Below are 18109 nucleotides of genomic sequence, written 5' to 3'. Positions count from 1 at the left end.
CAAAATGCCCGTGGACCATGACATTTTGTTTACAATGAATGACGAATTCGGCGTCTGCATGGCGCTGGTTGTTAGTACAGTTCTTCAAGAGACGCATCGGTCATGCGATGGCGGCCAATGGGTAGCATCATCGGGCGGCCCGATGTGGGGTCGATGATCACGCGGCTTTCAAGGCCAAAAACCTCACGGATATGATCTTGCGTCAGCACGTCTTGCGGGGAACCGGTGATGTGGAGGCGCCCCTTGGCCATCGCGACCAGATGGTCGGCGTAACGTGCTGCGAGATTGAGGTCGTGCAAAACCATGACGATGGTCGTGCCTCTGCTATGGTTGAGGTCGACAAGCAGATCGAGAACCTCGATCTGGTGGCTGATATCGAGGAAGGTGGTGGGTTCGTCCAGCAGCAGAATGTCCGTTTGCTGCGCAAGCGCCATGGCAATCCACACCCGCTGCCTCTGCCCACCGGAAAGCTCGTCCACCGGGCGTTCCGCAAGCTCGAAGGTCTTGGTCGCTTCCAGTGCTGTCGCCACGGCGTCATTATCCGCGCTGCTCCAGCGCGATAAAATGCCCTGATATGGGTGGCGACCCCGGCTGACAAGGTCTGCGACCGTAATGCCCTCCGGCGCGATGGGAGACTGCGGCAAAAGCCCGAGAGTTCTAGCCAGCTTTTTCGGCGGCATGCTGTGGATGGACTTTCCGTCCAGCAGCACATGGCCACGGCGCGGAGACAAAAGCCGCGACATGGTGCGCAGCAGTGTCGATTTTCCGCAGGCATTGGCACCCACGATCACCGTGATCTTGCCTTCGGGAACAACAAGATCGAGGTCTTCCAGAATAAGGTTTTCGCCATATCCGGCGGATAGGTTGGTCACGGTAAGGGCGTGGTTGGTCAAAGCGAGCCTCCGGTCCGGTTGACGCGGATAATCAGGAAAATCAGATAGGGTGCACCCAGCGCACCGGTGATGACGCCAACCGGGTAGCGGCTGGGTAACAGAAACTGTCCGGCGTAATCCCCCGCCAGCACCAGAAGCGCGCCGATGAGGGCTGCGGGCAGCAGCAGCGAGCCGTTGGCGCCGACGATGCGCGCCGCAATTGGCCCCGACAGAAACGCCACGAATGCGATCGGTCCGGTGATGGCGGTCGCGATGGCGATCGTGCCCACGGCAGCGATTATGACGAGGATGCGGGTCACACCGACGCGAACACCGAGGGCAGCGGCAGTATCGTCCCCCATCCGCAATGCCTCCAGATCCCGCTGGCGGCTGAAAAGCAGGCTCCCGAAAGCAACGAGCCCGATCAGAAGCGGCAGAACCTGCGAAAGCTGTGCGCCATTGACGCTTCCGGTCAGCCAGCGCATCGCCTCTTGCAGGCTCCAGGCTGGCGCGGTGGAGAGAATGTAGGCGATGACGCTTTCCAGCATGGCCGAAACGCCGATGCCGACGAGAATGAGTCGCGTGCCTGCCACCCCATTGCGCGAAGACAGCGCATAAACGGACAGTGCTACGCCAAGCCCCGCCGCAACCGCAAACACCGAAACAATTGGCCCCTTCAGCGACAGCACGACAATGGCGAAGACGGCGGCGGCGCTGGCGCCTGAACTGATGCCGATAATATCGGGGCTGGCCAAGGGATTGCGCAGCATGATCTGAAACGCCACGCCGCCAAGACCGAAACTGAGACCGGCAAGAACGCATAGCGCGGCTCGCGGCAGGCGCAATTGCCCCACGGTAAAGCCAGCGCCCGGCACGTCATGGCCCAGCAGAATCCGAATAACATCCATCGGCGGGGTGAAGGACTGACCGAGCACGAGTGTGAGCGAGAAGATTGCGACAATCAAAACAACGAGCAACGCAATCACGCGCATGCGTTTTCGTGTCTGCTGGGTACGATTGCGCGTGAGGGAGGTGGCGATCGCCGAATGCATGGTCATAGGTCACGTACCCGCTGCCGTCTAACGATCCAGATAAAAAAGGGTGCGCCGATCAGCGCGGTTACGATGCCCACATCCAGTTCCGCTGGCCGCGAGACGATGCGACCTATGATATCTGCTGCGAGCAGCAGGCCTGCGCCGCAAAGCGCTGAAAACGGCAAAAGCCAGCGGTGATCGACGCCGACGAGCAAGCGACAGATATGGGGCACGACGAGGCCGAGAAAGCCGATGGGTCCGCAGACGGCGGTCGTGGCCCCGCAAAGCAGGATCGCCCCGAGTGCGGAAAAGGCACGGGCGATGGCCACGCGCTCGCCAAGTCCTGCGGCCAGTTCATCACCCAGCGCCAGCGAGTTCAGCTTGCGTGCCGATAACAGGCTGATGACGAAGCCGACGGCGAGAAACGGCAGGACATGGAAGATACGGTCGAAGGTCGCGCCACCGACGCCACCAATCTGCCACGACCTTATGCCACCTGCGATATCGTTTCGCGGCAGAACGACCGCGATGACCAGCGAGGAAAAGGCGACTGATGTTGCCGCACCAGCCAGCGCCAGCTTGAGCGGGGTTGCCCCGCCCCGGCCAAGCGAGCCGATGGTGTAAACAAACACGGCAGAACAGCCCGCACCCAAAATCGCCGCCCAGATAAAGGCGTTGGCGGACGCGATGTTGAACCATGCCACGCCGATGACAACCGCAAGAGAGGCACCCATGTTGACGCCCAGAATGCCCGGGTCTGCCAGGGGGTTGCGCGTCACGCCCTGCATGACAGCCCCGGCCAACCCCAGAGCCGCCCCGGCAGCAAGCGCAAGGACGGTGCGCGGAATGCGCACGGCAACTGCGGCCTGACCAATGTTCTCTGCCCGGCCACCAAGTGCCGCCGCGATATCGACCCAGGCGACATCCCGCGTGCCGATGGCCACGGACAGAATGCAAAGCAGTGCCAGAACACCAAGCAGACCCAGCAGCCAGAGCGATCTGACGCTGTTCGAGCGTTTTATGACAGCGCTGCGGGCCGGTTGCCGGGCGTATCTGAAGGTCATCAAGGCTTTCCGGCAGACTTTTCCGCAGCCTGCGCCAGCATGGCCGCGTAGTCTTTCAACACCCATGAAATCGACAGCGGCGTCGGGTTTGCCGCTGTGCCGAGCGGGTTGCGACCGAGCATGACGATGGAATTGTGCTCGATAGCTGGCATTCTGGACAGAAGCGGATCGGCCTTCACTGCATCGAACAGCGCCTGACCGCCATAGGTCACGAGGATATCGACATCGTCGAAGGCATCGACACGCTCTGCGCTGACACCGGAAGCGAACTGGCCAGGCTTGGTCGCATCCTTCACGCTTTTCGGTGATGTGAGGCCCAGATCGGCAAAGAATTTCACGCGTGTGTCATTGGCCGTATAGAAATTGACGGTGCTGAGGTTGGTCGTATCGAGGTGGGTGACGAACATGGCCGTCTTGTTCTTGAGCTGAGGAAAACCCGCCACGACATCGGCAATCTCCGCGTCGATCCGCTGGATCAGGGCCTCGCCTTCCTGAGCCATGCCGAGCCCGAGGCTATTGAAGCGGATCATCTCGCGCCAGTCTGTTGCCCATGGTGATTGCGGATAGGCGATGACGGGCGCGATCTGGCTCAGCGTATCGTAGTCGGCCTGACTGAGACCGGAATAGGCCGCGAGGATCACATCCGGCTTGGTGGCCGCGACAGCTTCGAAATCGATGCCATCGCCCTCATCGAACAGCACAGGCTTTTCCGCACCTAGAGCTTTCAGCTTCTCCGCCACCCATGGCAACAGCCCGTCACCATCGTCATCTCCAAAATTGGCCGCAGCGAAACCCACAGGCAAGATGCCAAGCGCCAGGGGCACTTCATGATTGGCCCAGGCAACGGTAGCGACGCGCTGCGGCTTCTTTTCAATCGTTGTGGTGCCCAAGGCGTGTTTGATGACGAGAGGATAGGATGTGCCCTCGGCGTGTGCAGCGCTCGCTGCAAAGAAGAGGTGCAGGCACAGGGCCATGAAGGGCGCGAGAGCGCGAATGAAGCGCAGCATGGGCAAACTTTCTTCCGTATTGAAACTTGACTTGAAGTCTCAGCTTCACGATGGAAGGTCAAGACCGATCTGACAAGCTGTTGCGATGGCCAAGGAAGTTTCCGTGGTTTTTTACAAAACCGTGGAATTGTACAATACCAGACTAACGGCCTCAAGTTATCAGGCGATACAGGGGGCGCCGGGTTTTCCACCGAGGTTGCCAGAATCAGCACTCGACATCTGGAATTTGATCATGAGCATTGAAACCACCAGCGCAAACCATGGCCACGCGCGTCGCCGTTACCGCCAGGCGTTTCTATTGGGTTGCACGGCCCTTGTCGCGCTGGCGCCAGTCAGGCTGCTTGCTCAGGAGGCTGATGCACAGGGTTCCGGCACAGTGCTGGAGACGATCGTAGTACAGGGTGCGGGTGGTGATAGCGATGCCAAGACCATCGTGGCGACGAATGCGTCGAGCGTCAGTAAAATGGCAACCGATATTCTTGATACGCCTGCGTCGGTTTCAGTCATTACAGCCAAAGAAATCGAGCAACGAGGCGCGACCAGCGTTGAGGAAGTGCTACAATACACGCCCGGTGTCAGCACGGATTTTTATGGCTCTGATGATCGTTATGATTTTTTCAAAATACGTGGTTTCGATGCTTATACGTATCGTGACGGATTGGCCTTGGGTCGTCCATTTGGGGCTGCACGCGAGGAAACCTACGCTTTTGAACGAGTAGAAGTACTGAAAGGGGCTAACTCTACGTCGGGCGTTTCAGACCCAGGCGGTTCCGTAAATTTGGTGACGAAAACGCCAAAATCCGAAAGGTTTGGAGAGGCATATGTCACTGGCGGAGTGAATAATCGAGCAGAAACCGGCGTGGATTTTGGCGACAACATCACCGATGACGATACTCTGTCCTACCGGTTTACGGGAAAGCTTAGAAAAGCGGACGCGGAATATGATTATTCACGGGATGATCAGAAGTTTTTCATGGGAGGCCTGACGTGGCGTCCAACTGACTCGACGACTTTGACTATCGTTTACGATCACATAAATGGTGATGGTGTACCGGGAAGTGGTGGCCACCCAGTAGGCTCCAATTTTGACCGGAGCCGTTTCTTTGGTGAGCCTGACTTTAACTATCGTGGCACGAACAGAAACACGGTCAGTGCCATGCTCGATCATGATTTTGGATCAGGACTTCGATTTGGAGCTAACGCTCGCTATAGCAACACGAATACAAACTTTGGTTATGCCTATATTGCGACAACGCCGACAAGCGGATCAACGACGGCCGGCCGAGCTTTTTTTGCTAACGAGTATTCTGCGGAAGATTTCATCGTTGATGCACATCTTCAGTACGACACAAATTTCAGCGACGTCGAAAGCCGCACGTTACTGGGTGTAGAGTACAATTCAAATTCCTCAACAAATGATACCTATTATGGACCTGCTCCAGGAATAGATTGGACCAATCCGGTCTATAGCGGTCGTCCGACGTCTGTTCCACTCTACGCAAGCACATCCTCTGACGATAACTCCAAAGCATTGTATCTTCAGCAAGAGTTGACATTCGCAGAGAAAGTCATCGTTTCCGTCGGTTTACGGAACGACTGGATAAATGTTGATGAGACTGATGAAATGTCAGGCGTATCCGGTAAAAGTAGCAACAGTGAATTTACAAAACGGGTTGGCGTCAGCTATCGAGCTTTCGAAGAATTAGCGGTGTATTCAAGCTATGCTGAATCAGTTTCCCCGCCGTCTGTCGGGCTTGATCCGGAAACGGGTAAGCAGGTCGAGGTCGGGGTCAAGTATCGGCCTGATGCCTTCCCGGCACTTTTCACGGCGTCTGTCTTCGATCTGACCCGTGAAAACTATGCTGTGGCTGATCCGAATACAGGCGTTCAGTACACGGTCGGACAGGCCAAGTCGCGTGGTTTTGAGCTAGAGGCAAAAGCTGAAGTTACTGAAAACATCAATCTGACCGCTGCCTATACGTTTCTCGACACGGAGATTGCTCGCAACATCGGCGGAGTCAATGTCGGTAACCAGCTTGCGCTCGTTCCAGAGCATATGGCCTCTGTTTGGGCAAGTTACACCCTGGAAGGCAATGACAGTCGCGGTGACATGACGTTTGGGGCAGGTGGTCGCTACGTGGGCTCTTATTTCTATGGTGACGACAATGCATCCGGGAAAAAAGGAACTGTCGTCTTCGATGCAGCCTTTTCTTACAAGCTCCAGGAAAACACGACGCTGGAAGTCAACGCCAGCAACGTGTTCAACAAAAAATACGTAGCGAACGGTGGTTTCGGGGCCGATTTCTATAATCCCGGACGTGAGGTCTGGGCGACCTTGCGACATAAGTGGTGAGGTGTAACAACACCGAATATCTCGCGCCTAAGACTGATTAACCCCGCTGCATACGACGCCATGCGGCGGGCGTTTCGCCTGCGACTTGCCTGAAGGTCTTTGTCAAATGGGCCTGATCTGAAAAACCGAGCTGTGCCGCAATCGCTGCCACGCTGAGATCACTGTCCGTCAGCATGGTCCGGGCAAGGTCGATGCGCCTGCTCAATTGCCACTGTAAGGGTGTTTTGCCTGTGGTTAGCTTGAAGACATTGGCGAACCAGCTTTCCGAGAGACCGACGATCTCAGCCATTTCGCAGACGGTCATCCGGCGGTCGGCGCGGGTATTGACGACGGAGATGAGCTTGTTCATCTGCGCTTGGGTCAGCCGCGCGTTGGTGTTGTCTTCAGGGTGCCCCTCACGCAGATCCAGAAGACCTGCAATGATGCTGCCGACGAGGCTTTCGGCGTAGATTGCGTGTTTGGCGGGGTGGATCAATTCATCGACCAAAAGGCTGGCTAGCACTTCGACTGCCTGTGTATCCTGAATCTCGACCGGCCTGCGCAGCGCGCTGGCGGCGACGGAGCTTCCGACTGACGGCAGCAGATATTTCAACATCCGGTCTTTGTGCAGGTGAATGTCGACGTGGGAGAAGCGGTGAAACGATGTGAAGCTGGTCCACAGCGGCACCCCGGCGGGCACATAGATCGCCTTCTTCATTGGCCTGTAAGCATCGGCAGTTTTACCGTCGCGGTTGCTCATGAGGATGTGCGAGGAGACATCGTTGAAGAATATGACGATGCGCGGGTCTGGTGACAGGTAGTAACCGGTTGCTCCTGCATGCGCCTCGGCGTCCCAGAACACGCTGATCAGCCCGTCGAGACCACGCCACCTGGCAGGTCCCAGCGCACGGATGCCGTCCGTGAAAGATGTCATTGAGTGCAGATACGTCACAATTTCAAACCAGTCTCATGCGCTTGAAAATCGGCGCGCCAAGCAAAACTTCGCCATTACCCGCTTTATGCGCAGACATGGGCCAAGGCATTTCCGACATGAATGCCATTAGATGACTAGAAATATCATGTTTATAACATATAGCAAGTTAGGCTCGAAAACGGGTCTTCTCGAAACCTATCCCCTGATGTCTGTGGGAAACGTTTGACCTCTTGTTATGAACCGCAGCGCACTGAGCGCCTTCATCTGCAAAAGGGCGGTAATGACATCCCGGCCACACCATCCGCTTGCTGCATGAACCGTCGATAGAACGAATGGAACAAAACACCCGCCTCTTGTGTTGAAGAGCCACAAAAGCTCAGTATATTCAGGAGATTGTTGATGGAACGGGTTGCCATTGGTGCCGCCGTGGGTGCCGTATTTTGTTTTGTAACCGCCGCCGTAGCGCAGGACATTGAGGTGAGCAGCCTCGATATCAAACAGTCGGCTGTGAGCATCGAAACGAAACGACCCGTCAAGGCACAGGCTGGATACATCGTTGATGTCAGCGGTCGCCAGGTGAGGCTTGTCGGCCCACGTTTCTTCCCAGACAATTCTAAAGAGGTTGCGCTTTTCGGTCGCGCCGACGCATTAGTGCGTGAAGAAGCCCGTTCGCAGATGGCTTCAAACTGATATTCAAGCTTTTGGATTTTTGAGGAACAGAACATTTATGGGGCAGACCATGGAGACTTCGAGCATGAAAACTGGCTCGAAGTGGCGGCTTATCCGGCAGGCCGATGCAGAGGCTGGAAAGCCGACTTTTCCTGAACTATTTTTTGATCTCGTCTTTGTGTTTGCGATGATCCAGCTCTCTCATACCCTCGCCAAGGATTTCGGCTCTACCGCATTACTGGAAGCGGCCATCATCATTCTGGCTTTATGGTGGCTATGGGTGCAGATCACTTGGCTGACCAACATGTTGAATACGGAGGCCGGACTTGTCCGGCTGTTTCTGTTTTCGATGATGTTTGCAGGTGTGCTGCTTGCAATCGCGCTGCCCAAAGCGTTCGACGATCAGAGTTTTACCTTTGCCCTGATCTATAGCGGCATGCAGGTGATGCGATCGCTTTTCGCCCTCTATGTCTTCAAGGGCGTCGCTCACGAGAACTCGCTGACCTTCACACGCATGGCGATATGGCTGGGCGTCTCCAGCATTTTCTGGCTGTGCGGTGGCTTGGCCGAAAGTCTGGAATGGCAGATCGGTCTCTGGGCCGTTGCCATCGGTATTGAATATGCAGGCCCTACGGTAAAATATTATTTCCCCGGGCTGAAAACCGGAGAACACGAAAAGCTGCATCTTTCGGGAGAGCATCTAGCGGAAAGATGTGCACTCTTCGTGCTCATTTGTCTCGGTGAGACGATTCTGACGACAGGACAGACCGCGACCGACCATATGAACTCAAGTCTCAGCTTCATCGTTTTCTGCGCGGCCTTTACCAGCACGGTGTTGATGTGGTGGATTTATTTCCACCATGGGCAGGAAAAAGCATCCGAAAAAGCCGAGGAGTCTGCCGAGCCTGAGAAGATTGCGCAGACGCTGTTCAATTACGGGCATCTTCCTATCGTCGCAGGCATTATCCTGACGGCTGTCGGCGAAGACTTCAGCCTATCTCACAGTTACGAGCATTCCACATGGCGCGAGTCGCTTGCCATCGTTGGCGGGCCGATCCTGTTTCTGGCGGGAAACATCGGTGTGAAAATTGCGGCGTCATATGTCCGCCCGATCTCGCACTTCGTTGGGATTGGCGTGCTCATCGTTCTCTTGCTGCTACAGGGAATGCCGCTTTACGCGTTGCAGATTGCCGCCGTGACGGTTCTGTTACTGGTGGCGATTTGGGAATATGTGGCGCTGAAGAAGCAGGCACCCGACATGGCCTGATGGCATCGGGCGAGAAACCGTAGCAATCGCATGAGAGCGATTGCTACGGAGATTTTTCAGAACGGGTAGTGCTGTCCGGCGTCTTCGATTGTTATCCAGCGCAGGTCGGTGAATTCGGCGATGGCAGCCTTGCCACCGAAGCGGCCATAACCGGACGCCTTGACGCCTCCAAACGGCATTTGCGGTTCATCGGAGACGGTTGGTCCGTTGATGTGGCAAATGCCGGATTGGATTTGGTCCGCCACGCGCATGGCACGTCCGACGTCGCGGCTGAACACTGCGGCGGACAGACCATATTCCGTATCATTGGCAACGCGGATGGCCTCTGCCTCGTCCTTCACACGAATGACCGGCTTGACCGGACCGAAGGATTCTTCGTCGTAAATCTTCATGCCGGGCGCGGCGTGATCGATGATGGTGGCGGTAACGATCGTATTGTTACGCGTGCCGCCTGCAACGACCTTGCCGCCTTTGGCGGTGGCGTCAGCAATGATGGCATCCATTTTTTCCGCAGCTTCGGGCGTGACCAGAGAGCCCAGAACGACTTTCTCACGCGGGTTTCCGGCGGGAAGGGCGTTGGCGCGGGCAGCAAGTTTGGCGACGAAGTCGTCGGCGATGGACTGATCGACGATGATCCGCTCCGTGGACATGCAAATCTGGCCCTGATTCATGAAAGCGCCAAAAATCGCCGCATTCACTGCACCGTCGATGTCGGCATCATCCAGAACCACCAATGGGGCCTTGCCACCGAGTTCCAGCAGCGCAGGCTTGAGATTTTCTCCCGCCAGCCGCCCGATGATCCGCCCGACTTTGGAAGAGCCGGTAAAGTTGACGTGGCGCACACGTTTGTCTGCGATCAGGGCCTCGACAAGGGATGCTGCGTCCTGCGGTGCGTTGCTGATGACGTTGAGAACGCCGGCCGGGAAACCCGCCTCCGTAAAGCAATCGCCGATCAGCCGATGTGTCGCAGGGCAGAGTTCGGAAGATTTGAGGACGACCGTATTGCCACATGCGATTGCCATCGCGACGGCGCGCGTGCCCAGGATGACCGGCGCATTCCAAGGCGCAATGGCGAGGCAGACGCCTTTGGGTTTCAGGATGCCCATCGCCAGCGTGTTGGGCTTGTCTGCCGGAATGACCTCACCGCCAAGCTGTGTGACCATTGCTGCTGCTTCGCGGATGACACCGGCTGCAAGCTTGACGTTGAAGCCCGCCCAAAGGCCGGTCGCGCCAGTCTCCGAAATCATGGCTTCCACGAAGGACGCAACCTTGCTGTCCATCACGTCGGCTGCTTTCATCAACAGGGCGCGGCGATGGTTGGGGCCTGTCTTCGACCATGTCTCGAACGCCTTTGCGGCGGAAGCGACGGCACGTTCGGCATCCGCAGTGCTTGCAGCGGCAGCCTGTGCGGCCATGGTTCCCGTCACCGGGTCAAGGCGGTCAAAAGTGCGCCCGCCCTCGGCCTTCTGGTCTTTTCCATCGATAAGCAACTCGACGATCATATGTCATTCCTCCCAATACCGACTGCGCCAATCACTAGGCCGCCATCATCCGATATCAGCACACAACCGTGGGACGGCACAAGCCGCCCGCCGTTGACATTTGCGAGTACGCAGATTCAGCTTTGCCCGGTATCAGAACTTGACCCGCGCTGTCAGCGTCGCATTGAACGGTTCGCCGATCTGGTTGCCGAAAGCTGTGCCGCCGATCGATGACGTGTAGTAGGTACGGTCGAAAATATTCTTCAAATTCAGCTGAAGCGTAATCGGGCGTTCCAGCTCGAACGTGTAGGCGGCAAAGGCATCCACGACCGCATAGCCGGGAAGGAAATAGCCATTGCTGTTGATGCCGGCGCGCTCACCGACAGCCCTTATACCGCCACCGACCTTTAGGCTGTTGCCGGATGCTCCGAATTCCCCGACGTCGTAGGCGAGATACAGCGAGGCGGTGTGGCGTGCGACGTTGACCGGGCGCTTGCCCGCATTCTCGCCTTCCAGAACCTTCGCGTCGGTGTAGGCGTAGCTTGCGATGAAATCGAGGTCCGAGGTCAATGCGCCTGCGACATCCACTTCCAGGCCCCGCGCCCTGACGAGACCCGCCGTTTTTACAACCAGTCCGTCGGTATAGGCCACATTCTCCTTGTCGGAGGTGTAGAGCGCGACATTTGCGGTCAAGCCGGACGGGAGCTCGAACTTGGAGCCCACCTCGTAGGACACCCCTTCCTCCGGCTTCAGATTGCCGTACAGGCTTGCGATGGAGGATTGAGGACGGAAGGTCTTGGCGGCATTGGCGTAGAGCGAGATATCCGGTGTCACCTTGTAGACGATACCGGCGTTCGGTACGAGCGCATCGCCGAAGCTATCTGTGTTGCTGATGAAAGGTCTGCCTTTGCCTGCCAGCAGATCGTAATATTGATAACGCAGTCCGCCGACGACGATCCATTGTTCATTCAGATGAATGGAGTCTTGTACATAGACGGATGCGGTGGATAGCTCTTCACTCTGGTCGCTGTCGAAATTGGAAACGTTCGTGCAGGCAGGCATGTTGCCATAGACCGGGTTATAAATGTTGAAATTGAACGCGGAGCCGCAGCGGATCATGTTGGTTCGAAGTGTGTCGCTGTAGTCGTAGGAGGCACCGATCAACAGATCGTGTTGCAAACCGCCGATCTCCACCTCGCCAGTCAAATCGGCACGGAGAGCATGGTTGTAGATCGTCGAATAATCGGTTGCATCCGCGCGGCGGCTGACGGCGCCTGTAGACGGCGTATAGCCCATGACACGTGCCTGATTGTCGGAATATTCGTTGCGGCTGTAGCTGTAATCGATACCAAGCTTCCAGTTATCGGAAAGTTCGTGATCGATCTCGATCTGGAAGAGGTCTGATTTGCCGTCCGTGATGTTGTAGGGCTCGTCGAACCGGATTTTGCGGTCGACATTGACGGCGCGTCCCGTGGTGGTGTCGAAGATGGTGCCACGGTCGAACGGTACGCTGTAGTCTTCGTGCATATAGGTGGCTGTGATCTCCGTGTCTTCGCCGGTCCATGTCAGAGACGGGGAGATGAGCCACTTCTTTGTGTCGCCGAAATTGCGCCAGTAGTCGGTGTTTTCGTACTCACCGATGAGGCGATAGGAGAAGTCGGTCCCTTCGATTGGACCGGTGAAATCCAGTCCCGTCTTTCCACCGCCAAAGCTTGATGCGCTGCCGTAGACGTCGCCCGAGAACGTGTTCTTCGGCTTCTTCGTGACGACATTGACCATGCCGCCGGGATCAAGAATGCCGTAGAGCGTCGAGGAAGGTCCCTTGAGGACTTCGACACGGTCGGTCATGGCATTGAACGAACGGGGCAGGGCCGTCTTCAGGCCGTTGGTCAAAATCGAGCCGTCGCGATTATCCCCGAAACCGCGACGAATGACGGAATCCTGCGTGCCACCCAGCGTGTTCGTCTGCGTGACCCCGCTGATATTGCCTAGCGCTTCGTCCAGATTCGTTGCGTTCTGGTCCTCGATGACCTCATGGCTGACCACATTGACCGCCTGCGGAATGTCGATCAACGGCGTGTCGGTGCGGGTCGCGGTGCTGGTCGATTTCGGCTGGTAGCCGTCGGTCTGCCCGGCACCATCGACTATGATGGGCTGAAGGACCGTGCTCGTCTGTGCGGTATCGGCCTTGCGCTGCGATTTTTTGATGTCGGCACTGTCCTGCGCCTTCACAGGCGATACTATGGCGATACCTGCCACGGTTAGCAGAACGATTGCCGTCTGCATCTGAAATCTCTTACCCAGCTTCATGCTTCAGTCCCCACCGAACAGATCACGTCATTTCACCCGCCTTCTGTATTTCATGACTGTAGTAGTCAACTTTGAAGTGGCGATTTCCGTGTGTGCGGGTAAGATTTTTGCCGGGAAAGCGGCGGTTTCGCCCGCATATTTCCGGTCGGCGTCGCTGAAAATGCGTGTCGGACAGGAATTTTCAGCGGTTTAATTGTTGACTACTACATTCATAAAATACAAATGACGCAGGAATTTCACGAAGGAAGATGGTTGGTCGATGCGGTCGGATGGGAATGATGCGGCGTTGCGCGCGCAACATCTGAGCGCGAGTTACGGCCAGGTCGATGTGCTGAAAAGCGTGTCGCTTCTCGTGCCGCGTGGCAAGTTCACAGCGCTTGCCGGGCCGAACGGCTCCGGCAAATCAACCCTGTTGGCAGCACTCTCGCGTGTCCTCAAGCCAACCGGCGGCACGGCCTTTATCGATGGGCGTGACATCTCCACCATGCCGACCCGCGACGTTGCCCGCAAACTGGCGCTGCTGCCGCAGGCACCTGTCACGCCGGAAGGTCTCAGCGTTTACGATCTGGTGTCGCGTGGACGATACCCCCATCGCGGCGTGTTCAAGTCCTGGACACAGGCGGATGAAGAGGCCGTCGAGCAGGCGTTGGTCATTACGGGCCTCAGCGATCTTGCCGGCCGTTCGGTGGACAGTCTTTCCGGTGGGCAGCGCCAGCGGTGTTTCATCGCGCTGACCATCGCTCAGGACACGCAGACGCTGCTGTTCGATGAGCCGACGACATTTCTCGATCTGCGATATCAGGTCGAGGTCATGGAACTGCTCTCCAGACTGAGCCGCATGGAAAATCGCACCGTCGTCGCTGTCCTTCACGATCTGAACGCGGCGTTGCAATATGCAGACCGAATCGTTTTTCTGAAAGAAGGGGCTGTTCATCACATCGCTGAAACGACGGCCGAATGTTCGGCAGCAGACATCGAAAAGGTGTTCGACACCAAGGTCATCGCCGTGACGCACCCCATCACCGGCAGGCCCGCATTTCTACCCGATCCGGGCTCTGGGAACGCTTCGCCGTGAAGTCTCCAAGCAAAACGGCGTCGTCTGCCGTCTGGCTGTGGATACCTTGCGCGGTCGTAATCGCCTTGCTGCTCGGCGTCGTCCATCTCGGTGTCGGTGCCCGACCGGTTTCGGCGCGACTGGTCATAGATGCCCTGATGGCGCGCGACCACGCTAATTTCGAGCAGCAGATATTGCTGAAACTGCGCCTGCCAAGATTACTCGCCGCCATCTTGTGCGGAGCAGCACTCGGGGTTTCGGGCAGGCTGTTGCAATCCATCCTGCGCAACCCCTTGGGAGAACCGCATATTCTGGGTCTTAATGCCGGGGCTAGCCTTGCCATCGTGCTGACGATAGCGCTTCCATCCGCCTTCATCCCATTCGCTCTGACGCGACCTCTCGTTGCCGCCTTGGGTGGCGGGTTGCTGTTTTCAGCTGTTCTGGCGCTTTCCTGTGCCGGGCGAACCGGCTTGACGATGACCAAGCTGACCTTTTGCGGCATAGCCCTCTCCGCACTTGCATCGGCTTGCGTGTCCGCGATCCTCATTCTCGATCAGGAGACGCTGGAGCAGATGCGCTTTTGGCTCGCTGGCGATCTCTCCGGCATTTCGTTTTCCGACATACAGGCGGTCATCCTGACCGTTGTTGTCGCCACCATCGTGACTGCTTTCATCGTGACGCGGCTGGATATCATGGCGTTGGGAGACACGCTTGCAGCGGGCCTCGGCGTGCCGGTCCGTCAGACGCGGATGCTCGGAATGGTCGCGGCGGCACTGTTTTGTGGGGCTTCCGTTTCACTCTGCGGGCCCATCGGCTTCGTCGGTTTGATCGTCGGGGGCATGTCGCATCGGCTGGCGGGCGGACGGCACAGTCTCTCCGTCCCGCTTTCGGCGCTGCTGGGGGCATGCCTGCTTGTGGCCGCAGACATCGCCGCACGCACGATCGCCGCTCCGCGTGAACTGGCAACCGGCATTCTGACGGCTTTCATCGGTGCTCCCGTCTTCATCCTCGTTGTTGCCCGGAGGCTGAGATGACGGTGCGAAAGTTGAACGGGTCCTACCGCCTCATCGCTCTCGGCAGCATCAGCGCCAAAGTCCACCCAGTGCGGCTGGCCTTGTTGCTGGCCCTCATGGCGGGTCTCTTCTTACTCGTCGTCTGGGCACTTGTGTCGGGAAGCGGCAGAGCGGGGTTATCCGATTTTATTGCTTTCGCGACAGGCTCGGCAACGCCGGGAAGCTTGTCCGTTGTTGGTGATCTGAGGCTACCACGAACCGTCATGGCCTTGTGCTGCGGCGGCATGCTGGGCCTTTCTGGTGCCGCTCTCCAGTCCCTGACGCGCAATGGTCTGGCTGATCCGGGCCTTCTGGGCGTACGGGAGGGTGCGGCGCTGGCAATCGTTACCGTCATCATCATTTTCCCGCAGACTCCGCTGGTTTTCCGCCCATTCGTCGGCATTGCCGGAGGGCTGACAGTCGCTTTTGCGGTCGCGATGATTGCAGGTTCGTTCTCGCGGCTGCGCTTCGTGCTGATCGGCATCGGTTTTTCCTGGTTCCTGTCCGCTGCCATCGCCTTGCTGCTGACGATATCCGACATTGACCGCATCCAGATCGCTTTGACATGGATGGCGGGAAGTCTGGCAACCGTGACGCCCGACATGGTGCCTCTTGCCGTTACCGGACTGGTGATCGGCGCAGTACTTCTGTTTTCAAGTGCCCGTGCGGCAGACGTGGCCGCGCTTGGGGACCATTTCTCCGTCGGGCTCGGCGTGCGCCGCAATCTTCTTGCCGTCATCTGGCTGGTGAGCCCTATTGTGATGACCGCCACCGCCGTGTCCTGCGTCGGCAGCATCGGCTTTGTCGGGCTGATCGCGCCCCATACGGCCCGGCTAGCAATCGGTGGCGGACAGCGGTCACTTCTGGCTGGAAGCATGTTGATTGGAGCAGGGCTGGTGGTGATGGCGGATACGCTTGGCCGAACGCTGTTCGCTCCCTTGCAAATCCCCGCCGGTATCGTCATCGCGCTTGTCGGCGTGCCTGTTCTTCTCGCTCTTCTGTGGCGCCGTCGCGACCAATTGTGAAAGGTTTTATGATGCGTATCCTTGCCTTGCTGTTTCTGGCCCTCTTCGCCACCGGTGCAAGCGCGGCTGATGCCACGCATGAATTTCAGGACGATGCGGGACGAAGTGTCATCGTGCCGACAAAGCCGCTTAGGATCGCCTCGCTGCACGATATCGATGTCACCATTCCGCTGATCGAACTCGGCGTAACGCCCATTGCCAGCCACGGACGCATCGGTGCCGACGCAAAGCCTTATCTTCGCTCCAGCGCGATACTGACCGGCGTTGATTTCGACAATTCCGGCATGGCCTTTCTGGGTGCTGTCGATATCGATCTCGAAGCGCTTGCGGAGCAGAAGCCCGACCTCATCATAACCGCCGCAGGCAGGCCAACCCCGATAGCGACGCTGGAAAAAATAGCCCCGACCGTGGTGATCGATCCCACCCGATTCGGCACCGCGCACGCCTATCAAAAACTCGCGGAGCTGACCGGGACAGAGACAAAGCTCGCCATTCTCGACCGCCGATACCGCGCCGGTATCGAGGAGTTGAAAACTGCTGTCGATACCAAATCGATCACGGTATCGGTCATCCAACCGCTCAACGGCAAGATCAGTATCTATCATACATATAGGGCGCTTGGTCAGGTGCTGAGAGATGCAGGTTTCCGCTTTCCCGACATCATCAACGGCATTGCCGAGGGAGGGCGTATCGAAGTCAGCGGCGAACGTTTGCCGGATGTCGATGCTGACTTTATCTTCGATCCCTACCGGTCGGACACCGGCGGCACGTCAAAAGAAGACATCGACGCCATGGAAAAAGTCGTGCCGGACTTCTGCAGCTTTCTAAAGGCCTGCACAGAGGGACGATACGTCATGGTCTCGCGGGAAGAGGCCATCTCGAACAGCTACGCCGCCATGGCGCTGATGACGGCCATCGTGAAATCGACGACGGCCCCGCGCCCGGCAAAATAGTGGTTGCTGCTTTAAAAATGAAGACGTCTCAGGCACTGTGTATCGATACACGCTTTTGAAGTGACCACGATGGTATCGATGCGCAGTCCCGTTCTGAAGAAACGTCACATAGACCGCTTTGGCGAGCGATTGAAGAAGAAGCGGGATGCCCTGTCTCCCGGCCTGCTGGCCGTGGCGGAATATATTGACCGGCACCGGCACGCGGTGCTGGCGAAATCTGCGCTGGAAATCGGTCGCGAAATCGGCACATCTGACGCGACGGTCATCAGGGCCATTCAGGCGCTCGGCTTCGAAGGTCTCGTCGATTTGAAAGATACGCTGGAAGCGCATCTCGGTGAAACGGACTCGCCATCCGAGAAGATGGCGGCAACGACAGACGACCTTCTTGATGACACCAATTCCGCCATCGACTTCGTGGTGGCAGACATGGGCCACGCGATGGCGGCGCTGTCATCGCCTGACAATCGGCAAGCCATGGCTACGGCGGTGACGGTGCTATCCGCCGCCACGAAAATCGGCGTCTTCGGCATTGGCGCATCTGGTGTCGTGGCCCTTTATGCCTCCCGAAATTTTATCCGCTCCGGGTTTCCGTCCTATGCGCTTGATAGGACCGGGATCATGCTGGCAGAGCAGTTGCTGCAAATGGAGACCGGCGATGTTCTCCTCGTTCTTGCGCAAGGGCGCCCGCACCGCGAGGTCATGACGACGATCACCGAGGCGCAGCGCCTCTCGATACCCATCATCGCCATTGTCGGGAAAGAAGACAGCGCACTCGCCCAACACGCCTGCGTCACGCTCGTTCTGCCACGCGCGAAAAACGAAAAAGTGGCCATGCACGGCGCTTCGCTCGTTTGCATCGAAGCCCTGACATTGGCGCTTGCAGGCAAGAATCGCGACCGAACGCTCTCGACATTGGACCGGTTGGTGGAACTGCGCAACCAGATCAGGCCGAACAAGCGGTGACAGTTTCCGCCGACGTTTCGGCAGCGGCAATGGGCGCGTTATAACAAGTCACTCCACAATATTCGCACGTGGTAAATTCCCGAACCTCATAA

The 18109-nt window shown here is 57.5% G+C and carries 15 protein-coding genes; 8 read left to right on the top strand and 7 right to left on the bottom strand.

All coding sequences use genetic code 11. From position 1 onward, the window contains the following. Positions 1–71: 71 nt before the first annotated feature. From HRR99_RS17825 to HRR99_RS17810, 4 genes are read right to left on the bottom strand one after another with little or no spacing between them, the layout of a single operon-like run. Entirely contained in the window at positions 72–893 is an 822-nt protein-coding gene (locus HRR99_RS17825) for an ABC transporter ATP-binding protein (RefSeq protein ID WP_233124106.1), read from the bottom strand. After that, positions 890–1924 carry a FecCD family ABC transporter permease gene (locus tag HRR99_RS17820; protein WP_422387364.1) on the bottom strand — a complete coding sequence of 345 codons (1035 nt, stop codon included), beginning with the start codon at positions 1922–1924 and terminating at the stop codon, positions 890–892. Before HRR99_RS17820 ends, HRR99_RS17825 begins: the two co-directional genes overlap by 4 nt. 2 nt (positions 1925–1926) lie before the next feature. After that, positions 1927–2970 (bottom strand): FecCD family ABC transporter permease, encoded by a 1044-nt coding sequence (locus tag HRR99_RS17815; RefSeq protein WP_233124102.1) that lies wholly within the window; start codon positions 2968–2970, stop codon positions 1927–1929. Next, a complete protein-coding gene (locus HRR99_RS17810; RefSeq protein WP_422387342.1) occupies positions 2970–3977 on the bottom strand; it encodes an iron-siderophore ABC transporter substrate-binding protein in 1008 nt (335 codons plus the stop codon). The genes HRR99_RS17815 and HRR99_RS17810 overlap by 1 nt, the downstream gene beginning before the upstream one ends. Positions 3978–4209: 232 nt before the next feature. On the opposite strand from HRR99_RS17810, the gene HRR99_RS17805 reads away from it, so the two are divergent. Next, the gene (locus HRR99_RS17805; RefSeq protein ID WP_233124101.1) at positions 4210–6330 is read left to right on the top strand and encodes a TonB-dependent siderophore receptor; all 2121 of its coding nucleotides are present in this window, start codon (positions 4210–4212) and stop codon (positions 6328–6330) included. Positions 6331–6367: 37 nt separating this feature from the next. Here the strand turns inward: HRR99_RS17805 and HRR99_RS17800 are convergent, their stop codons facing one another. Next, a complete protein-coding gene (locus tag HRR99_RS17800) occupies positions 6368–7261 on the bottom strand; it encodes a helix-turn-helix domain-containing protein (protein WP_233124099.1) in 894 nt (297 codons plus the stop codon). A 381-nt stretch (positions 7262–7642) separates the two neighbouring features. On the opposite strand from HRR99_RS17800, the gene HRR99_RS17795 reads away from it, so the two are divergent. Both HRR99_RS17795 and HRR99_RS17790 read left to right on the top strand, forming a co-directional pair. Beyond that, positions 7643–7933 carry a hypothetical protein gene (locus HRR99_RS17795; RefSeq protein WP_233124098.1) on the top strand — a complete coding sequence of 97 codons (291 nt, stop codon included), beginning with the start codon at positions 7643–7645 and terminating at the stop codon, positions 7931–7933. Positions 7934–7970: 37 nt separating this feature from the next. After that, positions 7971–9179, top strand: a complete 1209-nt coding sequence (locus HRR99_RS17790) for a low temperature requirement protein A (protein WP_422387341.1) — start codon at positions 7971–7973, stop codon at positions 9177–9179. Between the two features lie 56 nt (positions 9180–9235). Here the strand turns inward: HRR99_RS17790 and HRR99_RS17785 are convergent, their stop codons facing one another. After that, on the bottom strand, positions 9236–10681 hold the full coding sequence (locus HRR99_RS17785; RefSeq protein ID WP_233124096.1) for an aldehyde dehydrogenase: 1446 nt from the start codon (positions 10679–10681) through the stop codon (positions 9236–9238). A gap of 132 nt (positions 10682–10813) precedes the next feature. Continuing rightward, positions 10814–12946: a TonB-dependent siderophore receptor gene (locus HRR99_RS17780; RefSeq protein ID WP_233124095.1), complete on the bottom strand. Its 2133-nt coding sequence runs from the start codon at positions 12944–12946 to the stop codon at positions 10814–10816. A gap of 283 nt (positions 12947–13229) precedes the next feature. On the opposite strand from HRR99_RS17780, the gene HRR99_RS17775 reads away from it, so the two are divergent. The 5 genes from HRR99_RS17775 (at position 13230) to HRR99_RS17755 (ending at position 18017) form a co-directional block, all read left to right on the top strand. Continuing rightward, positions 13230–14045, top strand: coding sequence for an ABC transporter ATP-binding protein (locus HRR99_RS17775; RefSeq protein ID WP_233124094.1), 816 nt, complete (start codon positions 13230–13232; stop codon positions 14043–14045). Then, positions 14042–15058, top strand: coding sequence for a FecCD family ABC transporter permease (locus HRR99_RS17770; protein WP_233124093.1), 1017 nt, complete (start codon positions 14042–14044; stop codon positions 15056–15058). The genes HRR99_RS17775 and HRR99_RS17770 overlap by 4 nt, the downstream gene beginning before the upstream one ends. Then, positions 15055–16101, top strand: coding sequence for a FecCD family ABC transporter permease (locus tag HRR99_RS17765; RefSeq protein WP_233124092.1), 1047 nt, complete (start codon positions 15055–15057; stop codon positions 16099–16101). The genes HRR99_RS17770 and HRR99_RS17765 overlap by 4 nt, the downstream gene beginning before the upstream one ends. A gap of 11 nt (positions 16102–16112) precedes the next feature. Next, positions 16113–17054: an ABC transporter substrate-binding protein gene (locus HRR99_RS17760; RefSeq protein WP_338422848.1), complete on the top strand. Its 942-nt coding sequence runs from the start codon at positions 16113–16115 to the stop codon at positions 17052–17054. Positions 17055–17123: 69 nt separating this feature from the next. After that, positions 17124–18017 carry a MurR/RpiR family transcriptional regulator gene (locus HRR99_RS17755; protein WP_422387340.1) on the top strand — a complete coding sequence of 298 codons (894 nt, stop codon included), beginning with the start codon at positions 17124–17126 and terminating at the stop codon, positions 18015–18017. Positions 18018–18109: the final 92 nt, after the last annotated feature.

This window comes from Agrobacterium vaccinii (genome assembly GCF_021310995.1).
Lineage (GTDB): Bacteria > Pseudomonadota > Alphaproteobacteria > Rhizobiales > Rhizobiaceae > Agrobacterium > Agrobacterium vaccinii.
This window is presented reverse-complemented; position numbering and strand designations above follow the sequence as displayed.

Coding starts and splice junctions, on each gene's coding strand:
- HRR99_RS17780 (WP_233124095.1), bottom strand. CDS start 12,946: ATGCAGACGGCAATCGTTCTGCTAACCGTGGCAGGTATCGCCATAGTA.
- HRR99_RS17805 (WP_233124101.1), top strand. CDS start 4,210: ATGAGCATTGAAACCACCAGCGCAAACCATGGCCACGCGCGTCGCCGT.
- HRR99_RS17760 (WP_338422848.1), top strand. CDS start 16,113: ATGCGTATCCTTGCCTTGCTGTTTCTGGCCCTCTTCGCCACCGGTGCA.
- HRR99_RS17755 (WP_422387340.1), top strand. CDS start 17,124: ATGGTATCGATGCGCAGTCCCGTTCTGAAGAAACGTCACATAGACCGC.
- HRR99_RS17785 (WP_233124096.1), bottom strand. CDS start 10,681: ATGATCGTCGAGTTGCTTATCGATGGAAAAGACCAGAAGGCCGAGGGC.
- HRR99_RS17775 (WP_233124094.1), top strand. CDS start 13,230: ATGCGGTCGGATGGGAATGATGCGGCGTTGCGCGCGCAACATCTGAGC.
- HRR99_RS17820 (WP_422387364.1), bottom strand. CDS start 1,924: ATGCATTCGGCGATCGCCACCTCCCTCACGCGCAATCGTACCCAGCAG.
- HRR99_RS17765 (WP_233124092.1), top strand. CDS start 15,055: ATGACGGTGCGAAAGTTGAACGGGTCCTACCGCCTCATCGCTCTCGGC.
- HRR99_RS17815 (WP_233124102.1), bottom strand. CDS start 2,970: ATGACCTTCAGATACGCCCGGCAACCGGCCCGCAGCGCTGTCATAAAA.
- HRR99_RS17795 (WP_233124098.1), top strand. CDS start 7,643: ATGGAACGGGTTGCCATTGGTGCCGCCGTGGGTGCCGTATTTTGTTTT.
- HRR99_RS17790 (WP_422387341.1), top strand. CDS start 7,971: ATGGGGCAGACCATGGAGACTTCGAGCATGAAAACTGGCTCGAAGTGG.
- HRR99_RS17810 (WP_422387342.1), bottom strand. CDS start 3,977: ATGCTGCGCTTCATTCGCGCTCTCGCGCCCTTCATGGCCCTGTGCCTG.